Annotated in this window: 27 protein-coding genes; 18 read left to right on the plus strand and 9 right to left on the minus strand. The window is 64.8% G+C overall.

The features are described from left to right. Positions 1–3 precede the first annotated feature (3 nt). Complete coding sequence (locus tag ABQF30_RS06075) at positions 4–612, minus strand: TetR/AcrR family transcriptional regulator (protein WP_448461888.1); 609 nt, start codon at positions 610–612, stop codon at positions 4–6. Between the two features lie 87 nt (positions 613–699). On the opposite strand from ABQF30_RS06075, the gene ABQF30_RS06080 reads away from it, so the two are divergent. The 5 genes from ABQF30_RS06080 to ABQF30_RS06100 all read left to right on the plus strand — a co-directional run bounded on the left by ABQF30_RS06080 (position 700) and on the right by ABQF30_RS06100 (position 5,284). After that, positions 700–1,242, plus strand: a complete 543-nt coding sequence (locus ABQF30_RS06080) for an NADPH-dependent FMN reductase (protein ID WP_448461889.1) — start codon at positions 700–702, stop codon at positions 1,240–1,242. Positions 1,243–1,710: 468 nt separating this feature from the next. After that, a complete protein-coding gene (locus ABQF30_RS06085) occupies positions 1,711–1,950 on the plus strand; it encodes a redoxin NrdH (protein ID WP_448461890.1) in 240 nt (79 codons plus the stop codon). Positions 1,951–1,982: 32 nt separating this feature from the next. Then, positions 1,983–2,435 (plus strand): class Ib ribonucleoside-diphosphate reductase assembly flavoprotein NrdI, encoded by a 453-nt coding sequence (nrdI, locus tag ABQF30_RS06090; protein WP_448461891.1) that lies wholly within the window; start codon positions 1,983–1,985, stop codon positions 2,433–2,435. Beyond that, complete coding sequence (gene nrdE / locus ABQF30_RS06095; protein ID WP_448461892.1) at positions 2,402–4,579, plus strand: class 1b ribonucleoside-diphosphate reductase subunit alpha; 2,178 nt, start codon at positions 2,402–2,404, stop codon at positions 4,577–4,579. The genes nrdI and nrdE overlap by 34 nt, the downstream gene beginning before the upstream one ends. 87 nt (positions 4,580–4,666) lie before the next feature. Then, positions 4,667–5,284: a nucleotidyltransferase domain-containing protein gene (locus ABQF30_RS06100; protein ID WP_448461893.1), complete on the plus strand. Its 618-nt coding sequence runs from the start codon at positions 4,667–4,669 to the stop codon at positions 5,282–5,284. Between the two features lie 74 nt (positions 5,285–5,358). Here the strand turns inward: ABQF30_RS06100 and ABQF30_RS06105 are convergent, their stop codons facing one another. Next, on the minus strand, positions 5,359–5,745 hold the full coding sequence (locus ABQF30_RS06105; RefSeq protein WP_448461894.1) for a DUF5997 family protein: 387 nt from the start codon (positions 5,743–5,745) through the stop codon (positions 5,359–5,361). 28 nt (positions 5,746–5,773) lie between these two features. Between ABQF30_RS06105 and ABQF30_RS06110 the strand changes: the two genes are divergently transcribed. From ABQF30_RS06110 to ABQF30_RS06130, 5 genes are all read left to right on the plus strand, one after another. Beyond that, positions 5,774–6,478 (plus strand): LysR family substrate-binding domain-containing protein, encoded by a 705-nt coding sequence (locus ABQF30_RS06110; protein WP_448461895.1) that lies wholly within the window; start codon positions 5,774–5,776, stop codon positions 6,476–6,478. A 52-nt stretch (positions 6,479–6,530) separates the two neighbouring features. After that, a complete protein-coding gene (locus ABQF30_RS06115; protein WP_448461896.1) occupies positions 6,531–6,884 on the plus strand; it encodes a cupin domain-containing protein in 354 nt (117 codons plus the stop codon). 178 nt (positions 6,885–7,062) lie between these two features. Then, positions 7,063–8,460, plus strand: a complete 1,398-nt coding sequence (locus ABQF30_RS06120; RefSeq protein WP_448461897.1) for an L-lactate MFS transporter — start codon at positions 7,063–7,065, stop codon at positions 8,458–8,460. Beyond that, the gene (locus ABQF30_RS06125; protein ID WP_448461898.1) at positions 8,457–8,600 is read left to right on the plus strand and encodes an MFS transporter small subunit; all 144 of its coding nucleotides are present in this window, start codon (positions 8,457–8,459) and stop codon (positions 8,598–8,600) included. The genes ABQF30_RS06120 and ABQF30_RS06125 overlap by 4 nt, the downstream gene beginning before the upstream one ends. A 20-nt stretch (positions 8,601–8,620) precedes the next feature. Then, positions 8,621–9,160, plus strand: a complete 540-nt coding sequence (locus ABQF30_RS06130; RefSeq protein ID WP_448461899.1) for a hypothetical protein — start codon at positions 8,621–8,623, stop codon at positions 9,158–9,160. A 225-nt stretch (positions 9,161–9,385) separates the two neighbouring features. Here ABQF30_RS06130 and ABQF30_RS06135 read toward each other — a convergent pair whose 3' ends face one another. Continuing rightward, positions 9,386–10,570, minus strand: a complete 1,185-nt coding sequence (locus tag ABQF30_RS06135) for a geranylgeranyl reductase family protein (RefSeq protein ID WP_448461900.1) — start codon at positions 10,568–10,570, stop codon at positions 9,386–9,388. A 150-nt stretch (positions 10,571–10,720) separates the two neighbouring features. Between ABQF30_RS06135 and ABQF30_RS06140 the strand changes: the two genes are divergently transcribed. The 3 genes from ABQF30_RS06140 (at position 10,721) to nrdF (ending at position 14,134) form a co-directional block, all read left to right on the plus strand. Next, on the plus strand, positions 10,721–11,461 hold the full coding sequence (locus ABQF30_RS06140; protein WP_448461901.1) for a TetR/AcrR family transcriptional regulator: 741 nt from the start codon (positions 10,721–10,723) through the stop codon (positions 11,459–11,461). Positions 11,462–11,554: 93 nt separating this feature from the next. Next, positions 11,555–13,096 carry a flavin-containing monooxygenase gene (locus ABQF30_RS06145; protein ID WP_448461902.1) on the plus strand — a complete coding sequence of 514 codons (1,542 nt, stop codon included), beginning with the start codon at positions 11,555–11,557 and terminating at the stop codon, positions 13,094–13,096. 75 nt (positions 13,097–13,171) lie between these two features. Further along, complete coding sequence (gene nrdF / locus ABQF30_RS06150) at positions 13,172–14,134, plus strand: class 1b ribonucleoside-diphosphate reductase subunit beta (RefSeq protein WP_448461903.1); 963 nt, start codon at positions 13,172–13,174, stop codon at positions 14,132–14,134. A gap of 72 nt (positions 14,135–14,206) precedes the next feature. Here nrdF and ABQF30_RS06155 read toward each other — a convergent pair whose 3' ends face one another. From ABQF30_RS06155 to ABQF30_RS06175, 5 genes are all read right to left on the minus strand, one after another. Continuing rightward, positions 14,207–15,724, minus strand: a complete 1,518-nt coding sequence (locus ABQF30_RS06155) for an APC family permease (protein ID WP_448463492.1) — start codon at positions 15,722–15,724, stop codon at positions 14,207–14,209. A gap of 198 nt (positions 15,725–15,922) precedes the next feature. Then, positions 15,923–16,756: a DUF6498-containing protein gene (locus ABQF30_RS06160; protein ID WP_448461904.1), complete on the minus strand. Its 834-nt coding sequence runs from the start codon at positions 16,754–16,756 to the stop codon at positions 15,923–15,925. Between the two features lie 111 nt (positions 16,757–16,867). Then, on the minus strand, positions 16,868–17,917 hold the full coding sequence (locus ABQF30_RS06165) for an NAD(P)-dependent alcohol dehydrogenase (RefSeq protein WP_448461905.1): 1,050 nt from the start codon (positions 17,915–17,917) through the stop codon (positions 16,868–16,870). Positions 17,918–18,075: 158 nt separating this feature from the next. Continuing rightward, positions 18,076–18,351: a YciI family protein gene (locus tag ABQF30_RS06170; protein WP_448461906.1), complete on the minus strand. Its 276-nt coding sequence runs from the start codon at positions 18,349–18,351 to the stop codon at positions 18,076–18,078. A 9-nt stretch (positions 18,352–18,360) separates the two neighbouring features. Then, positions 18,361–19,440, minus strand: coding sequence for an iron-siderophore ABC transporter substrate-binding protein (locus tag ABQF30_RS06175; RefSeq protein ID WP_448461907.1), 1,080 nt, complete (start codon positions 19,438–19,440; stop codon positions 18,361–18,363). A gap of 163 nt (positions 19,441–19,603) precedes the next feature. On the opposite strand from ABQF30_RS06175, the gene ctaD reads away from it, so the two are divergent. Genes ctaD through ABQF30_RS06190 form a run of 3 tightly spaced genes read left to right on the plus strand, consistent with a single transcriptional unit; the run spans position 19,604 to position 22,968 of the window. Further along, on the plus strand, positions 19,604–21,331 hold the full coding sequence (gene ctaD, locus ABQF30_RS06180) for an aa3-type cytochrome oxidase subunit I (RefSeq protein WP_448461908.1): 1,728 nt from the start codon (positions 19,604–19,606) through the stop codon (positions 21,329–21,331). 22 nt (positions 21,332–21,353) lie between these two features. Then, positions 21,354–22,619, plus strand: coding sequence for a phosphoserine phosphatase SerB (gene serB, locus ABQF30_RS06185; RefSeq protein ID WP_448461909.1), 1,266 nt, complete (start codon positions 21,354–21,356; stop codon positions 22,617–22,619). A gap of 43 nt (positions 22,620–22,662) precedes the next feature. Continuing rightward, positions 22,663–22,968: a hypothetical protein gene (locus ABQF30_RS06190; RefSeq protein WP_448463494.1), complete on the plus strand. Its 306-nt coding sequence runs from the start codon at positions 22,663–22,665 to the stop codon at positions 22,966–22,968. A gap of 18 nt (positions 22,969–22,986) precedes the next feature. Here ABQF30_RS06190 and yczR read toward each other — a convergent pair whose 3' ends face one another. After that, complete coding sequence (gene yczR, locus ABQF30_RS06195) at positions 22,987–24,426, minus strand: MocR-like transcription factor YczR (protein WP_448461910.1); 1,440 nt, start codon at positions 24,424–24,426, stop codon at positions 22,987–22,989. Positions 24,427–24,630: 204 nt separating this feature from the next. On the opposite strand from yczR, the gene yczE reads away from it, so the two are divergent. Both yczE and ABQF30_RS06205 read left to right on the plus strand, forming a co-directional pair. Next, a complete protein-coding gene (gene yczE, locus ABQF30_RS06200; RefSeq protein WP_448461911.1) occupies positions 24,631–25,350 on the plus strand; it encodes a membrane protein YczE in 720 nt (239 codons plus the stop codon). Continuing rightward, on the plus strand, positions 25,275–26,150 hold the full coding sequence (locus ABQF30_RS06205; protein WP_448461912.1) for an ABC transporter ATP-binding protein: 876 nt from the start codon (positions 25,275–25,277) through the stop codon (positions 26,148–26,150). Before yczE ends, ABQF30_RS06205 begins: the two co-directional genes overlap by 76 nt. Position 26,151: the final 1 nt, after the last annotated feature.

A 26,151-nucleotide genomic window follows, 5' to 3' on the forward strand; every position in this document is an offset into this window, starting at 1 on the left:
GGACTACTGGCCGCTCAGCTTGCGGGCCACGCTTGCCCAGGCGTCGTCGAGCGACTCGAGGGTGCGACCCCGTTCGGTGAGTTGATGCTCGATGTAGTCGGCGTCCAGCAGTGACAGCAGGGCGTCGGCCTGCGCGTCGAGATCGCCTGTGCTGCCTGCGCTCTCCAGGAGCATTCGCAGATGGGACTGGTGCAGGGTGAACGGCGCACCGAACCGGGTCTGCGGATCGAGCGCCGCGTCCGACATCAGGGCATGGTGGACACGGACGAACCGCAGTCGGTGGCGGCCGTAGGCCAACAGTCGTTCCAGAGGCGGGGCGCCGGGGCCCAGTGGCGGTGGCCCGAACATGAACGCTTCCTGCGAAGCCCGCTCGTCTTCGTCCAACAGCACCATCATCAGACCCGCGCGGCTGCCGAACCGGCGGAACAATGTGCCCTTCCCGACGCCGGCCGCTGTCGCGATATCGTCGGTGCTGACCGCGTCGGGTCCACGCTCGGCGATCAACCGGCGCGCGGCATCCATGAGCAGGGCGCGATTACGGGCGGCATCACCACGTTCTTGTGGCACCGCGTCGGTGACCGCGAGCCGGGTCGGGCGGTCGGAGGCAACCACCCCTGTACTTTAACTCAGCTGGAATCAATCGGACCGTGGTCCGGTTGATCTCTGTGACGATCAGGTTTGACGAAGGGACTGGGAAATATGGCTGACATCAAGGTGCTGGTGCTCGTAGGTAGCTTGCGCGCGGCGTCGATCAACCGACAGCTCGCCGAGCTCGCGGTGGAATCGGCGCCCGGCGGCGTGGAGCTGCAGGTCTTTGACCGGCTGGGTGAACTGCCGTTCTACAACGAAGACTTCGACACCGCGGATGTGGCTGAACCGGTGGTCGCCCTGCGGGAGACCGCGGCCGGAGCCGACGCGGCGCTCGTCGTCACGCCTGAATACAACGGCTCGATTCCGGCCGTGCTGAAGAACGCCATCGACTGGCTGTCGCGGCCGTTCGGCAACAGCGCTCTCAAAGACAAGCCGGTTGCGGTGATCGGCGCCGCGCTGGGGCAGTACGGCGGCGTCTGGGCGCACGACGAGACCCGCAAGTCGTTCGGCATCGCCGGGCCGCGGGTGGTCGAGGACCTCAAGCTCTCGATCCCGGCCAAGGCGCTGGACGGCAAGCATCCGCGGGAGAACGCCGAGGTGGTGACCAACCTGCGCGACATCGTCGGCAAGCTGGCCGCTGAGGTTGGCTGAACAACGCATCACGGCTGCCGGCCAGGGTCCCAACCGACCCGGCCGGCGGCTTTGCTGTTCAGGGAATGTGATCTTCGCCGCCGGCGGACTTGTCGGTGGTTGCTGGTAGACCTAGGGGTGGAGTGTGACAAGTGCCGTTGTGTGACGCACGACACGCCGGGCGCGGGGCGTTCGGCAAGCTTACGACCTGGGAATTTCAGAAATGTTATTCAGAACATCTTGTATGGCTTCAACTGCCGGGACACTAGGTGTAGTGTCTTGGAGACCGACAGGCCACCACGGTTCGGGAGCCCGCCGGAGCGCAGCGAATCCGGCGGAGTCGGTTTCAGGGCCGGCCGGAGAGTGGCCTCGGGGGTCAGGAATTTTGGCGGTCCGAGGGTCGCTGATGTATAGCGAGATGCAGTACACGATCAGTTGCCAGTCACTGTCTAGATTTCTTCACTTACCGCAAGAGGAGCCGTACCGAAGATGACCGTCACCGTGTACACCAAGCCCGCGTGCGTGCAGTGCAATGCCACCTACAAGGCACTGGACAAGCAGGGCATCGCCTACGAGAAGGTCGACATCAGCTTGGACAGCGAAGCCCGCGACTACGTCATGGCGCTGGGCTACCTGCAGGCGCCGGTCGTCGTGGCCGGCAACGACCACTGGTCGGGTTTCCGTCCCGACCGGATCAAGGCGCTCAGCGAGGTCTCGGTCAGCGCGTAACGGAGGCAGTCAAGCCGGATTGGGGGCCAGGGATGGGCAATCTCGTCTACTTCTCCAGTGTCTCGGAGAACACCCACCGCTTCGTCGAGAAATTGAAGTGGCCCGCTAGCCGTGTCATACGCATCCCGCTGCACGGCCGTATCGAGGTCGACGAGCCTTACGTGCTGGTCCTGCCCACCTACGGCGGCGGCCGTGCCACCCCGGACATCAATGACGGCGGGTATGTCCCCAAGCAGGTCATCGCGTTCCTCAACAATGAACACAATCGGTCGTTGATCCGCGGCGTCATCGCCGCGGGCAACAACAACTTCGGTGCGGAGTTCGCCTACGCGGGCGATGTGGTCTCGCGCAAGTGCGGCGTGCCGTATCTGTATCGCTTCGAACTCATGGGAACCCCCGACGACGTTGAAGCCGTCCGCGCGGGCCTGGAAGACTTTTGGAAGGACAAGACGTGCCACCAACCGTCACAGCTGCAGAGCCTGTAACCACCGGCGCGCACCCGCAGTCTGGGGGCGACACGGAACTGGATTACCACGCGCTCAACGCGATGCTGAATCTGTATGACGCCGACGGCAAGATTCAGTTCGACAAGGATGTACTGGCTGCGCGCGAGTACTTCCTGCAGCACGTCAACCAGAACACGGTCTTCTTCCACAGCCAGGACGAGAAGCTCGACTACCTGATCGAGAAGAACTACTACGAGCGCGAGGTGCTCGACCAGTACTCGCGTAACTTCGTCAAGTCGCTGCTGGATCGCGCATATGCCAAGAAGTTCCGGTTCCCGACGTTCCTCGGCGCGTTCAAGTACTACACCTCGTACACACTCAAGACCTTCGACGGCAAGCGCTACCTGGAGCGGTTCGAGGACCGCGTCGTCATGGTGGCCCTGACGCTGGCTTCCGGTGACACCGTACTGGCGGAGAAGCTGGTCGACGAGATCATCGACGGCCGGTTCCAGCCGGCCACGCCGACGTTCCTCAATTCAGGGAAAAAGCAACGGGGAGAGCCGGTTTCGTGCTTCCTCCTTCGCATCGAAGACAACATGGAGTCCATCGGGCGCTCCATCAACTCGGCGTTGCAGCTGTCCAAGCGTGGCGGCGGTGTTGCGTTGTTGCTGAGCAACATTCGTGAGCACGGCGCGCCCATCAAGAACATCGAGAACCAGAGCTCGGGTGTCATCCCGATCATGAAGCTGCTGGAGGATTCGTTCTCCTACGCCAACCAGCTCGGCGCGCGGCAGGGTGCCGGTGCGGTGTACCTGCACGCGCATCACCCCGACATCTACCGGTTCCTGGACACCAAGCGCGAGAACGCCGACGAGAAGATCCGGATCAAGACGCTCTCGCTGGGCGTGGTGATCCCGGACATCACCTTCGAGCTGGCGAAGAAGAACGAGGACATGTACCTGTTCTCGCCGTACGACGTCGAGCGCGTCTACGGGGTTCCGTTCGCCGACATCTCGGTGACCGAGAAGTACCACGAGATGGTCAACGACGGACGGATCCGCAAGACCAAGATCAAGGCGCGCGAGTTCTTCCAGACGTTGGCCGAGCTGCAGTTCGAGTCGGGATACCCGTACATCATGTACGAGGACACGGTGAACCGGGCCAACCCGATCGCCGGCAAGATCACCCACTCCAACCTGTGCTCGGAGATCCTGCAGGTCTCGACGCCGTCGGTGTTCAACGAGGATCTGTCGTATGCCCAAGTGGGCAAGGACATCTCATGCAACCTCGGGTCGCTGAACATCGCCAAGGCCATGGACTCGCCGGACTTCGCGCAGACCATCGAGGTGTCGATTCGCGCGCTGACCGCAGTGAGCGATCAGACCCACATCTGGTCGGTCCCGTCGATCGAGCAGGGCAACAACAGCTCGCATGCGATCGGGCTGGGGCAGATGAACCTGCACGGTTACCTGGCCCGCGAGCGGATCCACTACGGCTCCGAAGAGGGCATCGACTTCACCAACATCTACTTCTACACCGTGCTGTTTCACGCCCTGCGCGCGTCGAATCTGCTTGCCATCGAACGTGATACCAGCTTCGGCGGGTTCGAGAAGTCGAAGTACGCCTCGGGCGAGTTCTTCGACAAGTACACCGACGAGGTCTGGGAACCCAAGACCGACAAGGTGCGGCAGATCTTCGCCGATGCCGGCATTCACATTCCGACGCAGGACGATTGGAAGCAGTTGAAGGAGTCGGTGCAGACGCACGGCATCTACAACCAGAACCTGCAGGCGGTGCCGCCGACCGGATCGATCTCCTACATCAACCACTCGACGTCGTCGATCCACCCGGTCGCCAGCAAGATCGAGATCCGCAAAGAAGGCAAGATCGGGCGCGTCTATTACCCGGCGCCGTATCTGACGAACGACAACCTGGAGTACTACCAGGACGCGTACGAGATCGGCTACGAGAAGATCATCGACACCTACGCCGCGGCCACCCAGCACGTGGATCAGGGGTTGAGCCTGACGCTGTTCTTCAAGGACACCGCCACGACTCGGGACGTCAACAAGGCCCAGATCTACGCCTGGCGCAAGGGAATCAAGACGCTGTACTACATCCGGCTACGCCAAATGGCTTTGGAGGGCACGGAAGTAGAAAATTGCGTCAGCTGCATGTTGTAGGGCATTGACGTTTGATGATGCGGTTTCATCCGTGGCGCGTGACGCGCGGCGGATGGGACCGCACTTTCAGTTTCATCGGACGCCGGCGTGACTGAGGATGGGGGAGAACTACTCTCCGACAACGCGATCGACGAACGCTGGCACGCATGGACTCCGACAGAAGTAGCCCAGCGGCTCGCGGCCGTTCGCGCGCCGTGGTGCGTGGCCGCTGGGTGGGCGTTGGATCTCTTCGTCGGCGAGATCACCCGCGAACATGGCGACATCGAAATCGCTGTGCCGGCAGTGTGTTTCGACGACGACGTCGTGGCGGCGCTGCCGGACCATGAGTGGGATGTCGTGGGGGATGGCCGGGTGTGGCCGTACCCCGAGCAGCTGGCGAAGCATTTTCAAACCTGGCTGCGGGAACCCGCAACTGGAATCTACCGTCTGGACGCTTTTCGCGAATCGCATGTCAATGACCGCTGGGTGTGCCGGCGGGACCGTTCGATAACCCTGCCTTATGGCGAGCTGATCCGGCGCAACGGTGACGGCATCCCGTACGTCATCCCCGAGGTGGCACTGCTGTTCAAGGCCAAACACTTGCGTGCCAAGGACGAGGCCGACTTCACGCGAGTGCTGCCGGAACTGGACTCTGCGCGCCGATCGCGATTGCGCGCATGGCTGTCGCGCGTGCACCCCGGGCATCGCTGGGTCGCCGCGCTCTGACGCTTCGAGTGCGCCGTCTCATACGGCAGGCACGGCGAGTTGCGTACGAAACCGCACGGTCGGGCAGTTCGGCGTCAGCTCTCGCGAGCCTGCTCCGCACGCAGCGCCTTGAGGCGTCGCTCCTCGCGCAGCACATTCTGGTAGCTCTCGCGTTCCGCAACCAGCCACTCAGGCTTCTCCTCGAGCAGCTGCTCGATCTCCTCGGTGGTGAGCGCATCGCCCGCGCCGCCACGCGCGAGACCGGCGATCGAGATACCCAGCTTGGCCGCCACGAGGTTCTTCGGGTGCGGCCCGTTCTTGCGGAGATCCTTGAGCCACTGCGGCGGATCCGCCTGCAGCGCGGCAAGCTCGTCGCGGGTGATCGGGTTTTCCTGGAACTCCGCAGGCGTCGCGGGCAAATACACGTCCAGCTTCTTCGCCGCCGTGGCGGGTTTCATGGACTGCGCGTTCGGCCTGCTCATGGGACAAGCGTATCGGTAACCTGAGGCGGTGACCCTGACACTCGGGTTCGTCCCCGGCGGGACGCCCGCGAAGTGGGCTCGGACCTGGTCGGAACGCCACCCCGAGGTGCCGCTGCAGTTGTGCACCGTCGCCGCGGCAGACGCGGCCGCCGCAGTGCGGGCCGGCACCGTCGACGTGGCGTTGTTGCGGCTGCCCGCCGACACGTCTGGGCTGGCCGTCATCCCCCTCTACGAGGAGACAACGGTGGTCGTGGTGCCGACCGATCATCTTCTCACTGCCGTGGACACGATCACGGCCGCAGACCTCGACGGTGTGCCGATCCTGATCCCACTCGACAACGTCCTGCCGTGGGCGGCCGATGCCGGCACCGCGGTCGATCACCGGCCCGAGACCACCAAGGACGCAATAGAACTCGTCGCCGCAGGAACAGGCGCGCTCATCGTTCCACAGTCGCTGGCGCGGCTGTATCACCGCAAGGACCTCACGTACCGCCCGATCACCGACGCGCCCACCTGCCCCGTGGCGCTCGGGTTGCCGGAAGGGCCGCAGCAGGCACTGGTCGAGGAGTTCATCGGGATTGTGCGCGGCCGCAAACCCGGTTCGGCGCGGGGGCAGGCCGAGCCCGCCCCGAAGCGCACCGCACGGGAGAAGACTCTCGCAAAGCAGGCCGCCCGTGCCGCCGCGGGCAAGGTCGCCCGCAAGCCTGGCCCGGCCAAGCGTGGTCGACGCTGATCCGTCGGACGGTTTCGGGAATCGCGGGCCGGTGCGCAGGGTTCGTGCACATATGACAACTAACGGTGATCTTGCGTCGTTCGGCCCCAACGCGCCTGGATACGTATGGAAGTCGGCTGCAGACGTCGCACCGATCGAAGTCTTTCCCGGAATCACGGTCCAACCGCTTTGGCAGGGTGCCAACGGCGCCAAAGCTGCTGTCACAACCATCGCGCCGGGCGCGACCTGGGTCGGTGAAGACCTTCACGACCCGGGCCCCGAAGAGGTCTTTGTCGTCTCCGGTGTCCTCAACGACGGCGTCAACGACTACGTCGCAGGCACATTCCTGCACGCCCCGGCCGGGTCGTGGCACGTACCACAATCCGCGGAGGGCTGTGTGCTGTTCCTTTTCTATCCAGAAGGCTAGAGATTGTCGCGCGCACGTTTTCGAAACCGCTTGCTTTGTCAATTTCCGTGAAACGTTTCAAATCGCTATCCATTTCGCCTAGGGTCCAGCGAGGAATCGCTTCACGTGTCCCGACCACCGCTCGGGAGTGACGCTCGCGGTGGCAGCACGAGCGTCGTCAGGCAACGAAAGGCCAAGGATGACACCACGGTCCACCGCTTTGACCGCCGCGCCCTTCTTCAGTCGCGAACGCATCATCGCGCCACCTGGCTGGAGCCGATGGCTGGTACCGCCGGCAGCGCTGTCGATCCATCTCTCCGTCGGCGCGGCTTATTCGTGGAGCGTGTTCAAGAAGCCTCTCGAGGGCGCTCTCGACATCTCTGGCACGCTCAGCGCCCTGCCGTTCACCATCGGCATCGTCGTGCTCGGCCTGTCGGCGGCGATCTTCGGCACCTGGGTGGACCGCAACGGGCCCCGGATGGCGATGTTCGCGGCGATGTGCTGTTTCTGCGGCGGATGGCTGGTGGGTGCGGCCGGGTTGGCCACAGGCCAGTACTGGCTGGTGCTCTTGGGCTACGGGGTCCTGGGTGGGATCGGCTGGGGGATCGGCTACATATCCCCGGTGTCCACGCTGATCAAGTGGTTCCCCGACAAGCCCGGAATGGCAACCGGATTGGCGATCATGGGCTTCGGCGGCGGCGCGTTGATCGCATCACCGTGGTCGACAGCGATGCTCAACGCCTTCGGCACCGACAACACCGGCATCGCGAAGACCTTCCTCGTGCACGGGCTGGTGTACGCGGTGTTCATGTCGTTGGGCTGGTTACTCGTGCGGGTGCCCCGGCCCGACTGGAAGCCGCATGGCTGGACGCCGGCTCCGGTGCAGGAAGGTTCGATCATCACCGGCGGGCAGGTGTCGGCCGGGAATGCGATCAAGACCCCGCAGTTCTGGCTGTTGTGGGTGGTCTTGTGCTTCAACGTGACTGCCGGCATCGGCATCCTGGAGAAGGCTTCGCCCATCTACCAGGACTATTTCCCGACGGCGGGAGTGGCGGCAGGCGCATTGGCCGCTGCGGCGGCCGGATACGTGGCGATGCTGTCGTTGGCCAATATGCTCGGCCGGATCGGGTGGTCCAGCCTGTCCGACGTGATCGGACGCAAGAACGCCTACCGGCTCTACCTCGGCGTCGGCGCACTGCTCTATCTGACGATCACCTTGATGGAGAACTCCAACAAGGTGGTGTTCTTGATCGCGACGCTCGTGATCCTGTCGTTCTACGGAGCCGGGTTCGCCACCGTGCCTGCCTATCTGCGTGATCTGTTCGGCACCTTCCAGGTGGGTGCCATCCACGGGCGGCTGCTCACCGCGTGGTCGGCTGCTGGAATCCTCGGACCGATCATCGTCAACTCGATCGCCGACAGCCAGGCCGCGGCGGGTAAGGACGGCCCGGCGCTTTACACGCTGTCGTTCTCGATCATGATCGTCCTGTTGGTGATCGCGCTGGTGTGCAACGAGCTGATCCGGCCGGTGTCGTCGAAATGGCATGAGCCCGAGTTCATTCCAGCCAAGCCCGTCGTAGAGGAGGCCAACCGATGACCGAGCCGGCTGTCGACTACCACGAGTACGCGCCGACTGTCCCGAAGGTCTACATCGCGCTCGCGTGGTTGTGGGTCGTCGCGCCGTTCGCGTACGGCTTCTATCAGCTGCTACTCAAGGTCGGCCAGCTGTTCGGCTAGCGGCCGGTACGCTGCGTGCAATGGCAACTGTTGCGATTCTGCGCATCTCGCGGCTGCGAGCCCTGATAGATCACCCGCGTACCGGTGACGCTGAGCGTGCGGCGGCACAACGAATGCTCAGCCGAATTCTGCGCAACTCCGTCCGCGACGTGTCCGGCGAGCGGGACTACGGCGCCCGTTATGGCCGAGGCGGTCGCCACGCGAGCCTGTCACGTATTGCCGAGATGGTCCGTGACGATATAGCGCTGGCTAGGTCTGCCTTCGCCGCGCCCGGCCTGCGGGGCGATGTCGCGGAGTGCGATCCCATCGCTGATGCTCCCGCTGAAATCATCTATTCAGTCGCCACGCCGCACGACTGCAGCATCGTCATATCGATCGACAACATCCCTCGGAGCTGGGGATGGGTGAGCGGCGACGGCGTCGAGACGATCAGCCCGGCCTTGCGGGCGCTCGGCGACGCACTGGCCGACATCCTGGACAGTTACAACCACGACGGCCCGGACATCGGCAAGCGGTTCTTCGGACAGGTTCGCGCGCAAGGCGAAACGCTGCGGTGGTAGCCGAGACACAACGGCCCGAAATCGAGGGCTTCACGGCGCCGGGATCGGATATGTGATGAACCACATCACTGCAGACGCCGCGTCCGATCAACGAGCGCGACGGCTCATCGAAGCGTCCCGTAGGTGTGTTGACCAGGTGATCTGAGCCCGACGATGCGCCGAGTGGCCAGTTATGACACGCGAAAGGCGAAAAGGCTTGTCATAACTGGCCACTCGGCGATAAACCTACTTGGTGATGTGCTGCGGGCCCTGGGCCTTCTTGTACAGCGCCTTGAGCATGCGGTCACGGAATGCGGCGTTGTCGAGCAGCTTGATGCCCGCGTCCGCCACCTTCGGGTAGCCGATCAACTTGTGCATGTAGCGGCCGCGCCGGTACTCCCGGCCCCACGCCGCTTCCATGCGCTGCGCGTAGTTGGTGAAGTCGTCGGGTCCGCCGTTCTGCAGGGCCGCGATTGCGCACTCGCCCGCAGTCAGCCCGGACTCCAGCGCCTTGGAAATGCCTGCGCCGGAGGCAGGCTTGCCCGCGCCCAGCGAGTCGCCGGCGAACAGCACGCCGGGCCGCCACGGCGGCCAGGCCGTGAAGCCCATCGGCAATCGCCAGGCTCGCACGCTCTTGTTCTTCTTGAGTTCCTCGATCGGTGGCAGCTCCCAGTCGGCGGGCAGGGTCCGCAGGAAATCGCCGAGGAACTGGGTGGCGTTGATGGACTGCCAATTCTTGTAGCTGTTGACGTAGCCCAGGCCGATGTTGAAGACCCCGTTGCCCATCGGGAACACCCAGCCGTAGCCGGGCAGTTGGTCGCCCTGGAACACCAGTTTGAGATAGATGTCCAACGAGTCGGAGTCGGGCCGGTTGGCGTGCATCTCGGACCGGATGGCGATCGCAGAGTAGCCGTTGTACTGGGAGTCGATTTTCAGCGCGCGTTTGATGGGGGAGTATGCGCCGTCGGCGGCGATGACGGCGTCGCCGTAGACCTTCTCGCCGCTCTTGAGCACCACTCCGACCACGCGGCCGTTGGCGTCGAACTCGGGTCCGGCCACTTCGGCGCCCTGCCGGACTTCGGCGCCTGCCGATTCAGCGTGCTTGAGCAACACCGTGTCGAGATGGGTTCTGCTGACGGTATGGCCGTGATCGGGCATACCCGGGCGCCGTGGGAACGACAACTCCCACTGGCTGGGGCTGAACACCGTCACGCGGTTGACCCGGTGATAGGTGGCGACCTCCTCGGCCAGCCCCATCTTCTGCAGATAACTCACCGCACGTGCGGTGAGTCCATCGCCGCACGGTTTGTCGCGGGGAAAGTCTGCTTTGTCCAGGACCAGCACCTTGGCGCCGGTCTGAGCGGCCTGCCACGCGGCGGCCGACCCCGATGGGCCGCCACCGGCAATGACCAGGTCGTATCGCTGCGTCATGAGCCTCGTCTCGTCGGTTGGCTATCGCCGAAATAATACCGAAGTCGGATGCAGCCGGCCGGTCGTGGGAATCCGCCGGCAATCGGCCCGATCGCGTGTTGGGGCGCGGTCTGGGCAGGTCAGCGCCACCAGTGCGGGTACAGTGATCGCGTGCGGCGAGGGTCGAGATCACACTCCAGCGGTGAGCCGGGCGTCAAGGTTGACGCCCGCAGCGAGCGCTGGCGTGAGCACCGCAAGAAGGTGCGGTCGGAAATCGTCGACGCCGCCTTCCGTGCCATCGACCGGCTGGGGCCCGAGCTGAGTCTGCGGGAAATCGCCGAAGAAGCAGGCACCGCCAAACCCAAGATCTACCGTCATTTCGCCGACAAGTCGGACCTGTTCCAGGCGATCGGGGAGCGCCTGCGCGACATGCTGTGGACGGCGATCTTCCCGTCGATCAACCTCGCCGCCGACCCGGCCCGCGAAGTCATTCGCCGCAGCGTGCAGCAGTATGTCCAGCTGGTCGACGAGCACCCCAACGTGCTTCGGTTCCTGATCCAGGGCCGGTTCGCCGAGCAGAGCGAGTCGACCATGCGGGCGCTCAACGAGGGCCGTGGGATCACGCTCGCGATGGCCGACATGTTCTCCAACGAGCTGCGCGAAATGGAACTCGACGGCGCCGCGATCGAACTGGCCGCGTTCGTCACGTTCGGGGCGGCGGCCTCGGCCACCGACTGGTGGCTGGGCGCCAAGGAGGACAGCCCGCGACGGATGCCGATCGACGAGTTCGTCGCGCACCTGACCACCATCATGCTCGGGTCCATCGACGGCACCTGTGAGCTGCTCGGTATCCGGATAGACCCGGATCTTCCGCTGCACGAGGGTGTGCAGCGCCGCGAACACGTGGGCTGAGTCGGCTGGCTCACCGCTCGTTGACAGCCGCAACCCGGGTCCGGAGACTGGAAGTTATCCGGTACCGGCGTTCCCAGAAAAGGACCTGACACCATGACGGCTGCCCAACAGCCCGCTGCCAGCCAGCAACCCATCCAGACCCGTGCGCTCATCATCGGCACCGGGTTCTCCGGCCTGGGGATGGCCATCGAGCTGCAACAGCGCGGAGTCGACTTCCTGATCCTGGAGAAAGCCGACGAGATCGGCGGCACCTGGCGCGACAACACCTACCCCGGTTGCGCCTGCGACATCCCGTCGCACATGTACTCGTTCTCGTTCGAGCCGAAGGCCGACTGGCGGCACATGTGGTCGTTCCAGCCCGAGATCCAGGGTTATCTGCTGGGGGTGACGCAGAAGTACGGGTTGCGTCGCTACATCACTTTCGGTGTCCACGTCGACCGCGCGCACTGGGACGACGACGAACTGCGTTGGCACGTCTTCACCGACACCGGCCAGGAGTACGTTGCCCAGTTCCTGGTCTCCGGCGCCGGCGGCCTGCACATCCCTCTCATCCCGGATATCGAGGGGCGCGACGAATTCACCGGGGCCGCATTCCATTCCGCCGAGTGGGACCACAGCGTCGACATCACCGGCAAGCGGGTCGCAGTCATCGGCACCGGCGCCAGCGCGATCCAGATCGTGCCGGAGATCGCCAAGGACGTCGCGGAGCTGCACCTCTATCAGCGCACTCCGGCCTGGGTGATGCCGAGGCCGAACAACGCATTCCCGCAGTGGATGCGGCGGGTGTTCAGCTATGTGCCTGGCACCCGGGCGCTGATGCGCGCCGGCATCTACTGGATCCACGAAGCCGTCGGCTTCGCCATGACCCAGCAGCCGCGCCTGCTCAAGATCGGCGAGCTGATGGGCAAGTGGAACATCAACCGCAGCATCAAAGATCCCGAACTGCGGCGCAAACTCACGCCGAACTACCGCGCCGGGTGTAAACGAATCCTCAACTCCGACACCTACTATCGCGGCATCGCCAACCCCAAGACGCAGGTGATCACCGACCCGATCGCCCGCATGACGGCCGAGGGCATCGTCACCGCCGACGGCGTCGAGCATCCGGTCGACGTGGTGGTGTTCGCGACCGGCTTCCACGTCACCGACTCCTACACCTACGTCGACATCAAGGGCGCCGGCGGCGAGGACCTGGTGGACCGCTGGAACCGGGAGGGCATCCAGGCGCACCGCGGCATCGCCGTCGCGGGCATGCCCAATCTGTTCTTCCTGCTCGGGCCGAACACCGCGCTCGGGCACAACTCGGTGGTGTTCATGATCGAACAGCAGATCCGGTATGTGGGCCAGGCGATCGCCGCGGTCGACAAGGCCGGCGCCGCCGCGCTGGCGCCCAGCCGCCGCGCGCAGGACGAGTTCAACGCCGAACTGCAAGACGATCTGGCCGGCACGGTGTGGAACACCGGAGGTTGCCGGAGTTGGTACATGGATACCCACGGCGTCAACCGCACGTTGTGGAGCGGGATGACCTGGCAGTACTGGTTGGCGACCCGCAATCTGGACCCCGCGGAGTTCGATTTCTGGGGCACGCAACGCGACACGAAAACACAAGGTGTTGCGGTCACCGTGGGTGGTTAACCCCAGGGGTAGTGTCGGATACGAAGTCCGGCAAACACGACGACCTGGTGAAGTGGGGTTCTGGTGAGCGAAGGTATGAAGTTGATCGATCGCGTCTCGGCGATCAACTGGAACCGGCTTCAAGATGAGAAGGACGCCGAGGTCTGGGACCGGTTGACCGGCAACTTCTGGTTGCCGGAGAAGGTACCGGTGTCCAACGACATCCCGTCGTGGGGAACGCTGACCGCGCACGAGAAGCAGCTCACCATGCGGGTCTTCACGGGTCTGACCCTGCTGGACACCATCCAGGGAACCGTCGGCGCGGTGAGCCTGATCCCCGACGCGCTCACCCCGCACGAGGAAGCCGTCTACACCAACATCGCGTTCATGGAGTCGGTGCACGCGCGCAGCTACAGCAACATCTTCTCCACGTTGTGCTCGACCGCGGAGATCGACGACGCGTTCCGCTGGTCGGAGGAGAATCCGAACCTACAGCGCAAGGCCGAGATCGTCATGCAGTACTACAAGGGCGACGAGCCGCTCAAGCGCAAGGTGGCCTCGACGCTGCTGGAGAGCTTCCTGTTCTACTCGGGCTTTTACCTGCCGATGTACTGGAGCAGCCGGGCCAAGCTGACCAACACCGCGGACATGATCCGGCTGATCATCCGTGACGAAGCCGTGCACGGGTACTACATCGGCTACAAGTATCAGCGCGGTCTGGCGTTGCAAGACGAGGCGACCAAGCAGACGCTCAAGGACTACACCTACGAATTGCTCTTCGAGCTCTACGACAACGAGGTGGAATACACCCAGGACCTCTACGACGAGGTCGGGCTCACCGAGGACGTCAAGAAGTTCCTGCGCTACAACGCCAACAAGGCGCTGATGAACCTCGGCTACGAGGCGCTGTTCCCGCGCGACGAGACCGACGTGAACCCGGCGATCATGTCGGCGCTGAGCCCGAACGCCGACGAGAACCACGACTTCTTCTCCGGGTCAGGTAGCTCCTACGTGATCGGCAAGGCCGTCAACACCACCGACGAGGACTGGGACTTCTAAGTTTCAGCGCGAGCAGACGCAAAAGTCCCCGAAATCCCTTGATTCCGGGTACTTTTGCGTCTGCTCGCCGAACTAGGTGCGCTCGTGGGCGTCCTCCATCACGGTGCGCCCGATCTCCGCGTACACCGCAGGCCGCGAGTAGCGCAGCCACACCGCGTAGGCCAAGCCGATAAGGAACACCGCGAGGATCAGGTACGGCCCGGTCTTGAACACCAGCGAGTTGGATGCGTAACCGGCGGCGAACGCCCGGTTGTCCCACAACAGCCACACCACATACAGCATCGCGATGCCGCCGATGAGCGGGCAGATCAGCGTGGTGATCACATTGCCGCGGTGAGTCTTTCGCACCCAGAAGTACCAGATCACCGCCGCCGAGCAGATGGCCTGCACCAAAAGGATTGCCGCCGTGCCGATCAGGGCAAGCAGCCCGTAGATATTGGTGTAGGGCACCAGCGCTGGGGTGTCGACCGGGTTGCCACCGGCGTCAGGCACCTGGACCGCGGTGAAGACGGCGAACAGCACGACGGTCACCAGGGTGATGGTGCTCTGCACCGCCGACGCGATGAAGGGCGATCCGTGCTTGGCATGTGCGGCGCCGATGGTCTTCTGTACTGCGGGAGAAGGGATTTCGCGACCGAGAGCGAACAAGTAGCGCGAGGCGGCATTGTGGAACGCCAGCGCGCACGCGAAGGAGCCGATCACCAGCAGGATCTTGTAGATGTCGAGCAGGAAGCCGCCGAGGTTGGCCTGCACCAGGCCGAAGAAGAGGTCGAGCGGCGATGCGCTGATCGACGCCTCGACCGAGGCCCTGGCGCCATTGCCGGCCAGCACCATCGCCGAGATGAACGTGTAGAACAGGCCGAGTCCGATGACCGCGATGAGCGTGGCCCGCGGGATGATCTTCTTCGGGTTGCGGGATTCCTCGCCGTAGACCGCGGTGGTTTCAAATCCGACCCAGGACCAGAAGGCGAAGAACAGGCCGATGGCCATCGAACCCGTGACCGCGGCGGTGCCGAAGGCGCCTGCAGGCAGGCTTTCGAAGGCGTTGTTCAACAGGACGGTTTGGTTGAGCATGAAGCCGTCGGGACCGCCGCCGGAGAAGATCACCGAGAACGCGAGAGCGAGCAGGATCACCACCTCAGCCACCAGCGTGACGCCGAGGATCGCGGCGGCCAGGCTGATGTGGAAGTGGGAGAGCAACGCAATGACGACGATCGCGCCGATCCCGAATGCCAGCCACGGGATGTTCACGTCGAGGATCGTGTTGACGGCGTCATTGGCGAAGTACGCGAAGGCACCGATCAACGAACCCTCGAACACCACGTAGGCGAACGTCGCGAGCAGACCGCTGGCCATACCCCAAACCTGGCCGAGGCCATGGGAGATGAAACCGTAGAACGCACCTGTGGTGGTGATGTGCTTGGCCATCGCCACATACCCCAACGCGAACAGCGTCAGGATGATGGTGGCGAACAAGAAGCCTGCCGGGGCGCCGAGCCCATTGCCGAAGCCCACTGCGATCGGGGTGTTTCCGGTCATCGCCGTGATCGGCGCGGCGTTGGCGACGGCCATGAAGATGACGGCGACCATCCCGATCGCGCCCTTCTTCAGCCCAGCGGGGGCCGGCGGCGCCCCCGCGTTGTCGATGGCTGCGGAATCAGTGGTCACCGCGGGCCTCCTGGTTCGGAATCATGTGCTGGGACGGTCTGCAGCTGTGCAGTCCGCACAAGAGCGTCGCACCTGGGTGTCATTCCGACAACCGATGAAACAGGGTTGTAACACGAGGATTCAGGAGGGGGCCCAGTGTTGTTCGTTGGCGTCGCGCCGCTGCTTTTCCTCATCGCGCTCGGCGGCCCAGAACTCCTCGAATCGCTCACCGGGGTGCACGTTGGGCACGCGGTTCATGATGCCGCTCAGCCACTTCGGCGGCTGGGACGGCGTCCACTGGGGTAGTGCGAAACTCAACGACGACAGGGTTTTGAGGACGACGAAAACTCCGAAGAAGGTATCGGGCGCACCGGTGACCGCGATCCCGACGAAACCGATGAGGAGCGTGAGATGGATGACCATGACGCGGCCGATCGCGTGATTGGTTGTCTGCTCGAGTTGCCAGAACGGCCAGCGGCCCAAGCTGATGAGGTCCACGAGGAAGTCGATGGCCAGAAACAGCAGCACGTAAAGGCAGCCGAAACCGGCACTGCGCCAATCTATTTCGGCTAGATGGCCAACGCCGTTATGGTTGAGCAGCATCAGGATGACCCCGAGGAACACGCCGTGTGCGGCGCAGAAACTCAGGCTGACGACGGCAAAAGATGCCATGAACGAGGACTGCTGCGCCCCTCGGCGGCGGACCCCTTTGACCGTGGACATGAGCTGCGTTCCGCCGTCGGGACCCGGTGCGTTGTACCGGAAATGTCCGCGGCGTGGAGACCGCCGCTGATGAATGGCGATGCGCGCCAGGATGAACAGACACGCAGCGGCGGTCTCGAACCAGTAGACCGCAAGCGTGGTGCCTCCAGACCAGTCCTGGGCGAACCATCCGAAAACCGGCACCGTGATGACCGCCAGCGTGGTCAGTGCATGAACAATTCGCGTCGCGGTAACCGGACCGGGCGGGCGCACCGCATGATCGTCGCACCTCGGAACGCCGATTATTCGCCCTCAGCGGTACATGGACGACATCGGGCGGCCGCTTGATCGCGGCCGCCCGATGTTGCGTATGTGGTTGTGTGGTTAGGCCCGCAGGGAGGCGGTGTCGATCACGAACCGGTACCGCACGTCGCTGGCAAGCACGCGCTCGTACGCCTCGTTGATGTAATCGGGCTGGATGACCTCGATCTCAGGGGTCACGTTGTGCTCGGCGCAGAAGTCGAGCATCTCCTGAGTCTCGGGGATGCCACCGATCATCGATCCGGACAGGCTGCGTCGATAGGCGCCCAGCGGGAAGAACGGCACTACCAGCGGCTTCTCTGGCGCACCCAGTTCGACGAGCGTCCCGTCGGTGGCGAGCAGACCCAGGTAGGCGCCCATATCGAGGTTCGCCGAAACGGTGTTGAGGATCAGATCGAACGATCCGGCCAGCTGACGGAAGGTGTCGGGGTCGGAGGTCGCGTAGTAGTGGCTGGCACCCAGGCGCAGCCCGTCTTCCATCTTCTTCAGCGACTGGCTCAACACGGTCACCTCGGCGCCCATCGCCTTGGCGAGCTTGACCGCCACGTGGCCGAGGCCGCCGAGACCGATCACGGCGACCTTCTTGCCGGGCCCGGCATTCCAGTGCCGCAGCGGGGAGTAGGTGGTGATGCCGGCGCACAGCAGGGGAGCGGCGGCGTCGAGCGGAATGCTGTCGGGGATGCGCAGCACGTAGTTCTCGTCGACGACGATGGCGCCGCTGTAACCACCTTGCGAGGCGGTGCCGTCCCGTTCGGTCGAGTTGTAGGTGGCGATCATGCCGCCGCCGGTGCAGTACTGCTGCAGGCCGGCCTTGCAGTTGTCGCATTCGCGGCAGGAGTCGACGAAACAGCCGACGCCCACGTGGTCGCCGACCTTGTACTTGGTGACATCCGAGCCCACCTCGGTCACCACGCCGGCGATCTCATGGCCGGGGACAACCGGGTAATTGGGGCGGCCCCACTCACCCTTGACGGTGTGGATGTCCGAGTGGCAGATCCCGGCGAAATGGATGTCGAAGGCTACGTCGTGCGGCCCGACCTCGCGGCGGGTGATGGTGGTCTTGGTCAGCGGCTCGGTTGCCGAGGTCGCGGCATATGCGGAAACAGTGCTCATTACAGCCTCTTTTATCGTCGTCAGTACATGCTTCTGGGGAGATTAGCCCAGGTAATCGGGGTATGCCGCGCAGAGCGGCCCGAGAAGTGCAACCGGCTTTCCCCGGGCGGTAATCCCGATATCTACTGTGACGCTGATCCCTGGGAAGTCCCTGGGGGTCACAACCCGGGTGCGCGGATGGACCCGTTGAAGGACACTCGCTCGACGCTGACCAGACCGGCCAGGGTGTAAGGGTCGCGTTCGATGATGTCCTGGACGTCCTCGATGCTGATGTCGCCGGTGATCAGAACGGCGCCGGTCGGCGATTCCTGGCGGCCGGCCAACAGGATGCGACCGGCGGCCACCTCCTCGTTGAGCCACGCGATATGCGCGGGGCGCGTCTGATCGACGACCTCGAGGGGCTGGGTGTAGGTGGTGGTGAGTACGTGGAACACCCGGTGAGATTAGTTGATCGGGGCGTTGACCCACCGCAGGTCGTCCAGGATGCCGCGGGCGGCCACGATGTTCTGGCCGGTCTGCCACACCTCGTTGTTGACCACGAACACCCGGTCGTCTCTGGCGGCTGACAGCGCCCGCCACGCGCCGCTGTCGAGGATCGTCGTGGCCTTGTCCCTGGCGGCGGCCGACGCGAAGGAGACATAGACGATGTCTGCGTCGGCGATTGAGAAGTCGGCGCTCCCGGCCGCGATCTCCTCGTATGGCTTGTCGGAAAACCGTTGTGCCGCAGGGCGGTCCAGCCCGACGGTGGCCAGCACGCTTGCCGGGAAGTTGTCGGTGCCATAGACCCGCACGGTGTTCTCGGTCAGCTGCACCACCGATGCCTGGAAGTGCGCGGCGTCGTTCTCGGCGCCGGTCTTGCGGGCGTCGTCGTCGAATCGCGCGATCAGATCTGCCGCCGCATCGTCCCGTCCGGTCGCCGCGCCAACCGTGCGCAGCGTGTCCCGCCAGGCGGCGCCAGGCGCCGCGGTGAACACCGTCGGAGCGATTCCCGACAAGTCCCCGAAAGACGCCGGCGTCAGGGCCTGCGATCCCAGGATCAGATCCGGTTTCGCGGTCTCGATCGCGGTCACGTCCGGTGCGCCCCGGGTGCCGGCCGGCGCCACCTCGTGCACGACCGTGCCCAAGTAGGACGGCTGCTGATCCGACCCGTCCGGCAGGGCAGCGGCGACGATTCTCGTTTGCAGGCCCAGCGCACACAATGCGTCGAGTTGATCGCCGGAGAGCACCACGATCCGTTGCGGGTCGCCGCGCACCTCGGTGGTTTCGGCGATGTCATCCCCACCGGTGCCGCCCCGGGCGTTGCGGACCTCCCGCGGCGCAGGGTCGGCCCGCGCAGGCTCCGGCGCACATGATTCGTCGGGTCTGCGCTGATTGCCGAGCACGCCCGCGTCGGCGATCCTGGTGACACTGGTGGTCATCGACGGCTGCGCTTGCGGACTGCTATCCGAGGATCCGCAACCACTGACCAGTGTCGCGGCAGCGGTGATGAGCACGGCCGCGGCCAGCGGACGGTTGGTCAGCACCGGGCGACCGTAACATTCAGCGGGTAGCGGCTGGTCAGGGCACCGCTCGTCCAAGCCCCCGGCTCAATACGACAGTTTGTAGGACCCAGGGGCGCGTAGGCCCCCGGGGGCGATAGGATTCACTCGATAAGCGGGATTTCCCGACGAATTCTTGGAGGACCTCTTGGTAGCCGAAGCGCCCCCAATCGGAGAACTCGAGGCACGTCGTCCGTTTCCGGAACGCATGGGCCCCAAGGGGAACCTTGTCTACAACCTGATCACCACCACCGATCACAAGCTGATCGGCATCATGTACTGCGTCGCCTGCTTCGCGTTCTTCGCGATCGGCGGGCTGATGGCGCTGTTCATGCGTACCGAGCTGGCGATGCCGGGCCTGCAGTTCCTGAGCAACGAGCAGTTCAATCAGCTGTTCACCATGCACGGCACGGTGATGCTGCTTTTCTACGCGACGCCGATCGTGTTCGGGTTCGCCAACCTGGTGCTGCCGTTGCAGATCGGGGCGCCTGACGTGGCGTTCCCGCGGCTCAACGCCTTCTCGTTCTGGCTGTTCCTGTTCGGTGCGCTGATCGCGCTTGCCGGCTTCATCACCCCCGGTGGTGCGGCCGACTTCGGCTGGACGGCGTACTCGCCGCTGACCGACGCGATCCACTCGCCCGGCGCGGGCGGTGACCTGTGGATCATGGGCCTGGCCGTCGGTGGTCTTGGCACCATCCTCGGTGGCGTCAACATGGTCACCACCGTGGTGTGCATGCGTGCACCGGGCATGACGATGTTCCGGATGCCGGTGTTCACCTGGAACATCCTGGTGACCTCGATCCTGGTGCTGCTGGCGTTCCCGCTGCTGACCGCCGCGCTGTTCGGGCTGGCCGCCGACCGTCACCTGGGCGCGCACATCTATGACCCCGCCAACGGCGGTGTGTTGTTGTGGCAGCACCTGTTCTGGTTCTTCGGCCACCCCGAGGTGTACATCATCGCTCTGCCGTTCTTCGGCATCGTCAGTGAGATTTTCCCGGTGTTCAGCCGTAAGCCGATCTTCGGTTACACCACGCTGATCTACGCCACGATCAGCATCGCGGCGCTCTCGGTCGCCGTGTGGGCGCACCACATGTACGCCACCGGTGCCGTGCTGCTGCCGTTCTTCTCCTTCATGACGTTCCTGATCGCGGTGCCGACGGGTATCAAGTTCTTCAACTGGATCGGCACGATGTGGAAGGGCCAGTTGACGTTCGAGACACCCATGTTGTTCTCGGTCGGCTTCCTGATCACCTTCCTGCTCGGTGGCCTGTCCGGCGTGCTGCTGGCCAGCCCGCCGCTGGACTTCCACGTCACCGACAGCTACTTCGTCATCGCGCACTTCCACTACGTGCTCTTCGGCACCATCGTGTTCGCCACCTACGCGGGCATCTACTTCTGGTTCCCGAAGATGACCGGCCGGCTGCTCGACGAGCGACTCGGAAAGCTCCACTTCTGGCTGACGTTCATCGGCTTCCACACCACGTTCCTGGTGCAGCACTGGGTCGGTGACGAGGGCATGCCGCGCCGCTACGCCGACTACCTGCCCAGCGACGGATTCACCACGCTGAACGTGATCTCCACCATCGGCGCGTTCATCCTGGGCATCTCGACGCTGCCGTTCGTGTGGAACATCTTCAAGAGCTGGCGCTACGGCGAGCCGGTGACGGTCGACGATCCGTGGGGCTATGGCAACTCGCTGGAGTGGGCGACCAGTTGCCCGCCGCCGCGGCACAACTTCACCGAGCTGCCGCGGATCCGGTCCGAGCGCCCGGCGTTCGAGCTGCACTACCCGCACATGGTCGAGCGGATGCGCGCAGAAGCCCATGTGGGCCGCGATCATCACAAAGAGCTCGAACCCGTCGATCAGTCCAGTTGACGGTAGGCGGCATCCAGGGGACATGAGTCGAAAGGTGACATCTCCTATCGGCTCTTCGCGCGAGCGCTCATCGGTGCTGATCACCGTCACCGGAGTAGATCAGCCGGGCGTCACCTCGGCGCTGTTCGAGGTGTTGTCCCGCCACAAGGTGGAACTGCGCAACGTCGAGCAGGTCGTCATCCGTGGCCGGCTCACGCTCGGTGTGCTGGTGGCGGCGCCGGCCGAGGTCGCCGACGCTGACGGGTTGCGCAGTGACGTCGAGGCCGCGATTCACCGGGTCGGTCTCGACGTGACGATCGAGCGCAGCGACGACCTTCCGGTGATGCGGGAGCCCTCGACGCACACGATCGTGGTGCTGGGCCGCCCGATCACTGCCGAGTCGTTCGGTGTGGTGGCCCGGGCAGTGGCGGCTCTCGGCGTCAACATCGACACCATCCGCGGGGTCTCCGACTATCCGGTGACCGGCCTGGAGCTTCGGGTCTCGGTCCCGTCGGGGGCCGCCTACGGCCAACTGCAGGCCGCACTGGCGCAGGTGGCGGTCGACGAGGCCGTGGATATCGCGCTGGAGGATTACAGCCTGTCGCGGCGGGCCAAGCGGCTCATCGTCTTCGACGTCGATTCGACGCTGATCCAGGGCGAGGTGATCGAGATGCTGGCCGCACGGGTTGGTGCCGAAGCGGCGGTCGCCGAGGTCACCGAGGCCGCGATGCGGGGCGAGCTTGATTTCGCCGAGTCGCTGCACCGGCGCGTCGCGACCCTCGCGGGGTTGCCGGCCGAAGTGCTCGACGAAGTCGCCGATCAGCTGGAGTTGACGCCCGGTGCCCGCACCACGATTCGGACCCTGCGCCGCCTCGGCTACCACTGCGGCGTGGTGTCCGGCGGATTCCGCCAAGTCATTCAGCCGCTGGCCGAGGAACTCATGCTCGACTTCGTGGCGGCCAATCATCTTGAGGTTGTCGACGGCAAGCTCACCGGCCGGGTGATCGGCCCCGTCATCGACCGGCCCGGAAAAGCCAAGGCGCTGCGCGATTTCGCCAGCCAGGCAGGCGTACCGATGGAACAGACCGTGGCCGTCGGCGACGGCGCGAACGACATCGACATGCTCGCCGCCGCCGGTCTGGGCGTGGCGTTCAACGCCAAACCGGCGCTGCGTGAGGTGGCCGACGCCTCGCTGAGCCACCCGTACCTGGACACCGTGCTGTTCATCCTCGGCATCACTCGCGGCGAGATCGAGGCCGCCGACGCCGTGGACGGCATGGTGCGACGCGTCGACATTCCCGACGACTGACGGGGATTCTGCTTTCGTGGCGGTGCCGTAGGCTGAGGTCGTGATGACGGTCAAGCACGCGGTAGTCGTCGGCGCCTTTGCAGCCGCAGCGGTCTTCGGTCTTTCGGCCGGCCAATTGGCGGTCGCGGCACCGGCCGATGCCAAGCGATGCCCGTCGGGCACCGTCCAGTCGAAGTTCGAAGGCGTGTGCGTCAAAGGTTCGTCGGGCGGCGCGCTTGTTCCGGTGCTGCCGCCGAGCGGCGGGGGCCCGGTGATCGGAGGACAGCCCGGTGGGCTGACGACGGTGAACGGCATCCCGTGCACCAGGGAGCATTACGGCACCTGCCTGGCGATGACCCAACAGCCGTAGCGGTTGCCCCGGAACTTTTTAGACCACCAACGTCTGACGCTGTGGTTCGACCGTGCCGGTGACGCTGTGCCACGCTCGCACCAGCAGTTCGACGGCCTCCTCAAGCCGGGGTTCGGGCAGCGAGTAGGGCAGTCGCACGAACCGCTCCAGCGTGCCGTCCACGCCGAACCTGGGGCCGGCGGGTAGATCCACACCCAGCCGCGACGCCGCGGCCGCCAACGCCGTGCTCATCGGCGCGGGCAGTTTGATCCACAGCGACATCCCGCCGCGGCCCGGACCCGGTTGCCAGTCCGGCAGTTCGCGTTCCAGCAGCGATACCAGGTACGCCCGGCGGGTGCGGAGCAGCTCTCGGCGTTCGGGCAGAATGTCGTCGCGCATCGCGAGAAGCCTTGCTGCAGCGAGCTGTTCGAGGATCGGCGTGCCCAGATCCACCGAAGGGCGAATGGCGGCGATGGTGGCCAGCGTGCTGCGCTCGGCGCGTATCCAGCCCACCCGAAGACCGCCCCAGAACGATTTCGACATCGACCCGATGGTGAGTACCAGGTCGTGCCGTCCCACCGACCCGGCCAGTGGCTCCGGCGGCGCCTGATCCATCCACATGTCGCTGATCGACTCGTCGACGATGGTGCGGGTCCGGGTCTCGGAGATGATCTTCCCCAACTGCTTTCGCTCGGCAGCAGGCATGGTGAACCCGGTCGGGTTGTGATTGTCGGGGATCAGGTAGGCCAAGCTCGGTGCCAGTTGGCGTAGCGCCGCGTGCACTGCACCCAGCTCCCAGCCGTCGTCGGTGAGCGCAACCGGAACCGCGCGGGCGCCGGCGGTCGAGATCGCCGACAACGCACCGTGATACGTGGGTTGTTCGACCAGTACCCGATCGCCGGGCTGAGTGTGTGACGTCAGGATCAGGCCAATCGCGTGCTGGGCGCCGCTGGTCACCATGATCTGGCTGGGATCAGTGGGAAGGCCCCGCGCACAGTATCTTTCGGCGATGACCTCGCGAAGCGAGCTGACGCCCATCAACTCGTGACCTGGTGCGCGCAGATACGGCGTGAGGTCCTTGGCCGCCTCGCCGAACGCCTCGATGACGGCCGCGCTGGGGGCGGACAGGGCAGCCGCGGCGAGATTGATCGTCGGTGTGCCTGCCTCGACTGTGGCCGCGGGGCGCGCGGGCAGGGCGGCGGTGCTACGGGCCCCGCGACGGGCGTTGAGGTAGCCGTCGTCGCGCAGTTGTGTGAACGCCGCGGTGACAGTGGTGCGGGACACCCGCAGCGCGTCGGCCAGGGCACGCTCGCTCGGTAGCCGCGATCCGACTGGAACCCGCCCGTCCACGATGAGCAGCCGGATCGCGTCAGCAAGGCCAAGGTAGGCGGGCCCGCTCAGACTGGATGTACGCCAGTTGCCTAACTCGCGTGCCAAAAGGTCCACATCGAGCGCTCGTGCCGCCATTTCAGTGCTCATATTGATGCCAGTGTCCTCTAACTGGCTATTGAATGGCAAGCCAGATCGCCGGGATTATCGGCTCATGCACATAAATTGGCTATCACGACTCGCTGATTCACTGACCCGGGTGTTCAACTGGCCTTCGCCCGATCCACTGGATCGCGACGAGGAACGGATTCGGCATGACCTGGAGATGATCCGGCTGCGCTTCCAGCACCATTCATGAGAGCCGCGTTCTCTCGCGGAGCGCTGCTGGTCGTCGGTCTGGTCGGCTATGGCTTCTCGATGGGAATGATGGTGCGCGCCGGCCTCGGGCTGGACCCCTGGGACGTGTTCCATCAGGGCCTGACCCGGCACACCCCGATGACCATCGGCATGGCTACGGCGGTGGTCGGCGTGGTTGTGCTGCTGGCGTGGATCCCGCTGCGAAACCGGCCCGGCATCGGCACGGTCGCCAACGTCATCGTCATCGCCGTCACCGTGGACGCCACCCTGGCGGTGCTGCCCGCGCCGTCGGCGATGCCGGTACGCATCGCGATGATGGTGGGCGCAGTGATCCTCAACGCCATCAGCACGGTCCTCTATATCGGCGCCGGTCTCGGGCCGGGTCCGCGCGACGGTCTGATGACCGGTCTGGTCGCCCGCACCGGTTTGTCGGTCCGACTGGTACGCACCGGCATCGAGGCGACCGTGTTGGTCATCGGCTGGCTGCTCGGTGGCAGCGTCGGCGTCGGCACCGTCCTCTATGCCTTCGGAATCGGGCCGCTCGTGCAGCTGTTCCTGCGACTTACCCCACGTCGCATGCTTTTCCACGATTTCGGCGGTGGCAGCCGGGCACGCCGGGAACGCGACACTACGATGAGCGAGTGCCCGCAACCGGAGAAGACGGAGAAGACGGCGCCGGCGGTACAGCCGACGGTGCCGACCGGGACGACCTGCTGATCGACTTCGCCAGGGTCACCCTGCGCCGGGGCGGGAGCACTCTCGTCGGGCCCATCACCTGGGCCGTCGAACTCGACGAGCGCTGGGTGATCATCGGACCGAACGGCGCGGGCAAGACCTCGCTGCTGCGGATCGCCGCGGCGAACGAGCATCCGTCGTCGGGAACCGCTTACGTGCTGGGTGAACGGCTCGGCCGCACCGACATGTCCGAACTGCGATCCCGGGTCGGGCTGAGCAGCTCGGCACTGTCTGAGCGGATCCCCGACGACGAAGTGGTACGCGATCTCGTGGTATCGGCCGGGTACGCCGTGCTGGGGCGGTGGCGCGAGAGTTACGAGGACGTCGACTACGTGCAGGCAGTGGACATGCTCGAAAGTGTCGGCGCCGAACATCTCGCTGAACGCACCTACGGCACGTTGTCCGAAGGTGAACGCAAGCGGGTGCTGATCGCCCGCTCGTTGATGACCGACCCGGAACTGTTGCTGCTCGACGAACCCGCTGCCGGACTGGATCTGGGTGGCCGCGAGGATCTCGTGGCGCGCCTGACCGACCTGGCGGCCGACCCGGATTCACCGGCGATGGTGCTGGTCACCCATCACGTTGAGGAGATTCCACTGGGTTTCAGCCACGGCATGATCCTGTCCGAGGGCAAGGTGGTTGCTTCGGGGCTACTGACCGACGTGTTGACTGCAGAGAACCTGTCCAAGGCGTTCGGCCAGTCCATAGCCCTGGATGTGATGGACGGGCGGTACTTCGCCCGTCGGGTCAGAAGCCGGGCAGCGCACAGGAGGCGAGATTGAG

The sequence above is a fragment of the Mycolicibacterium sp. XJ870 genome (assembly GCF_053483975.1).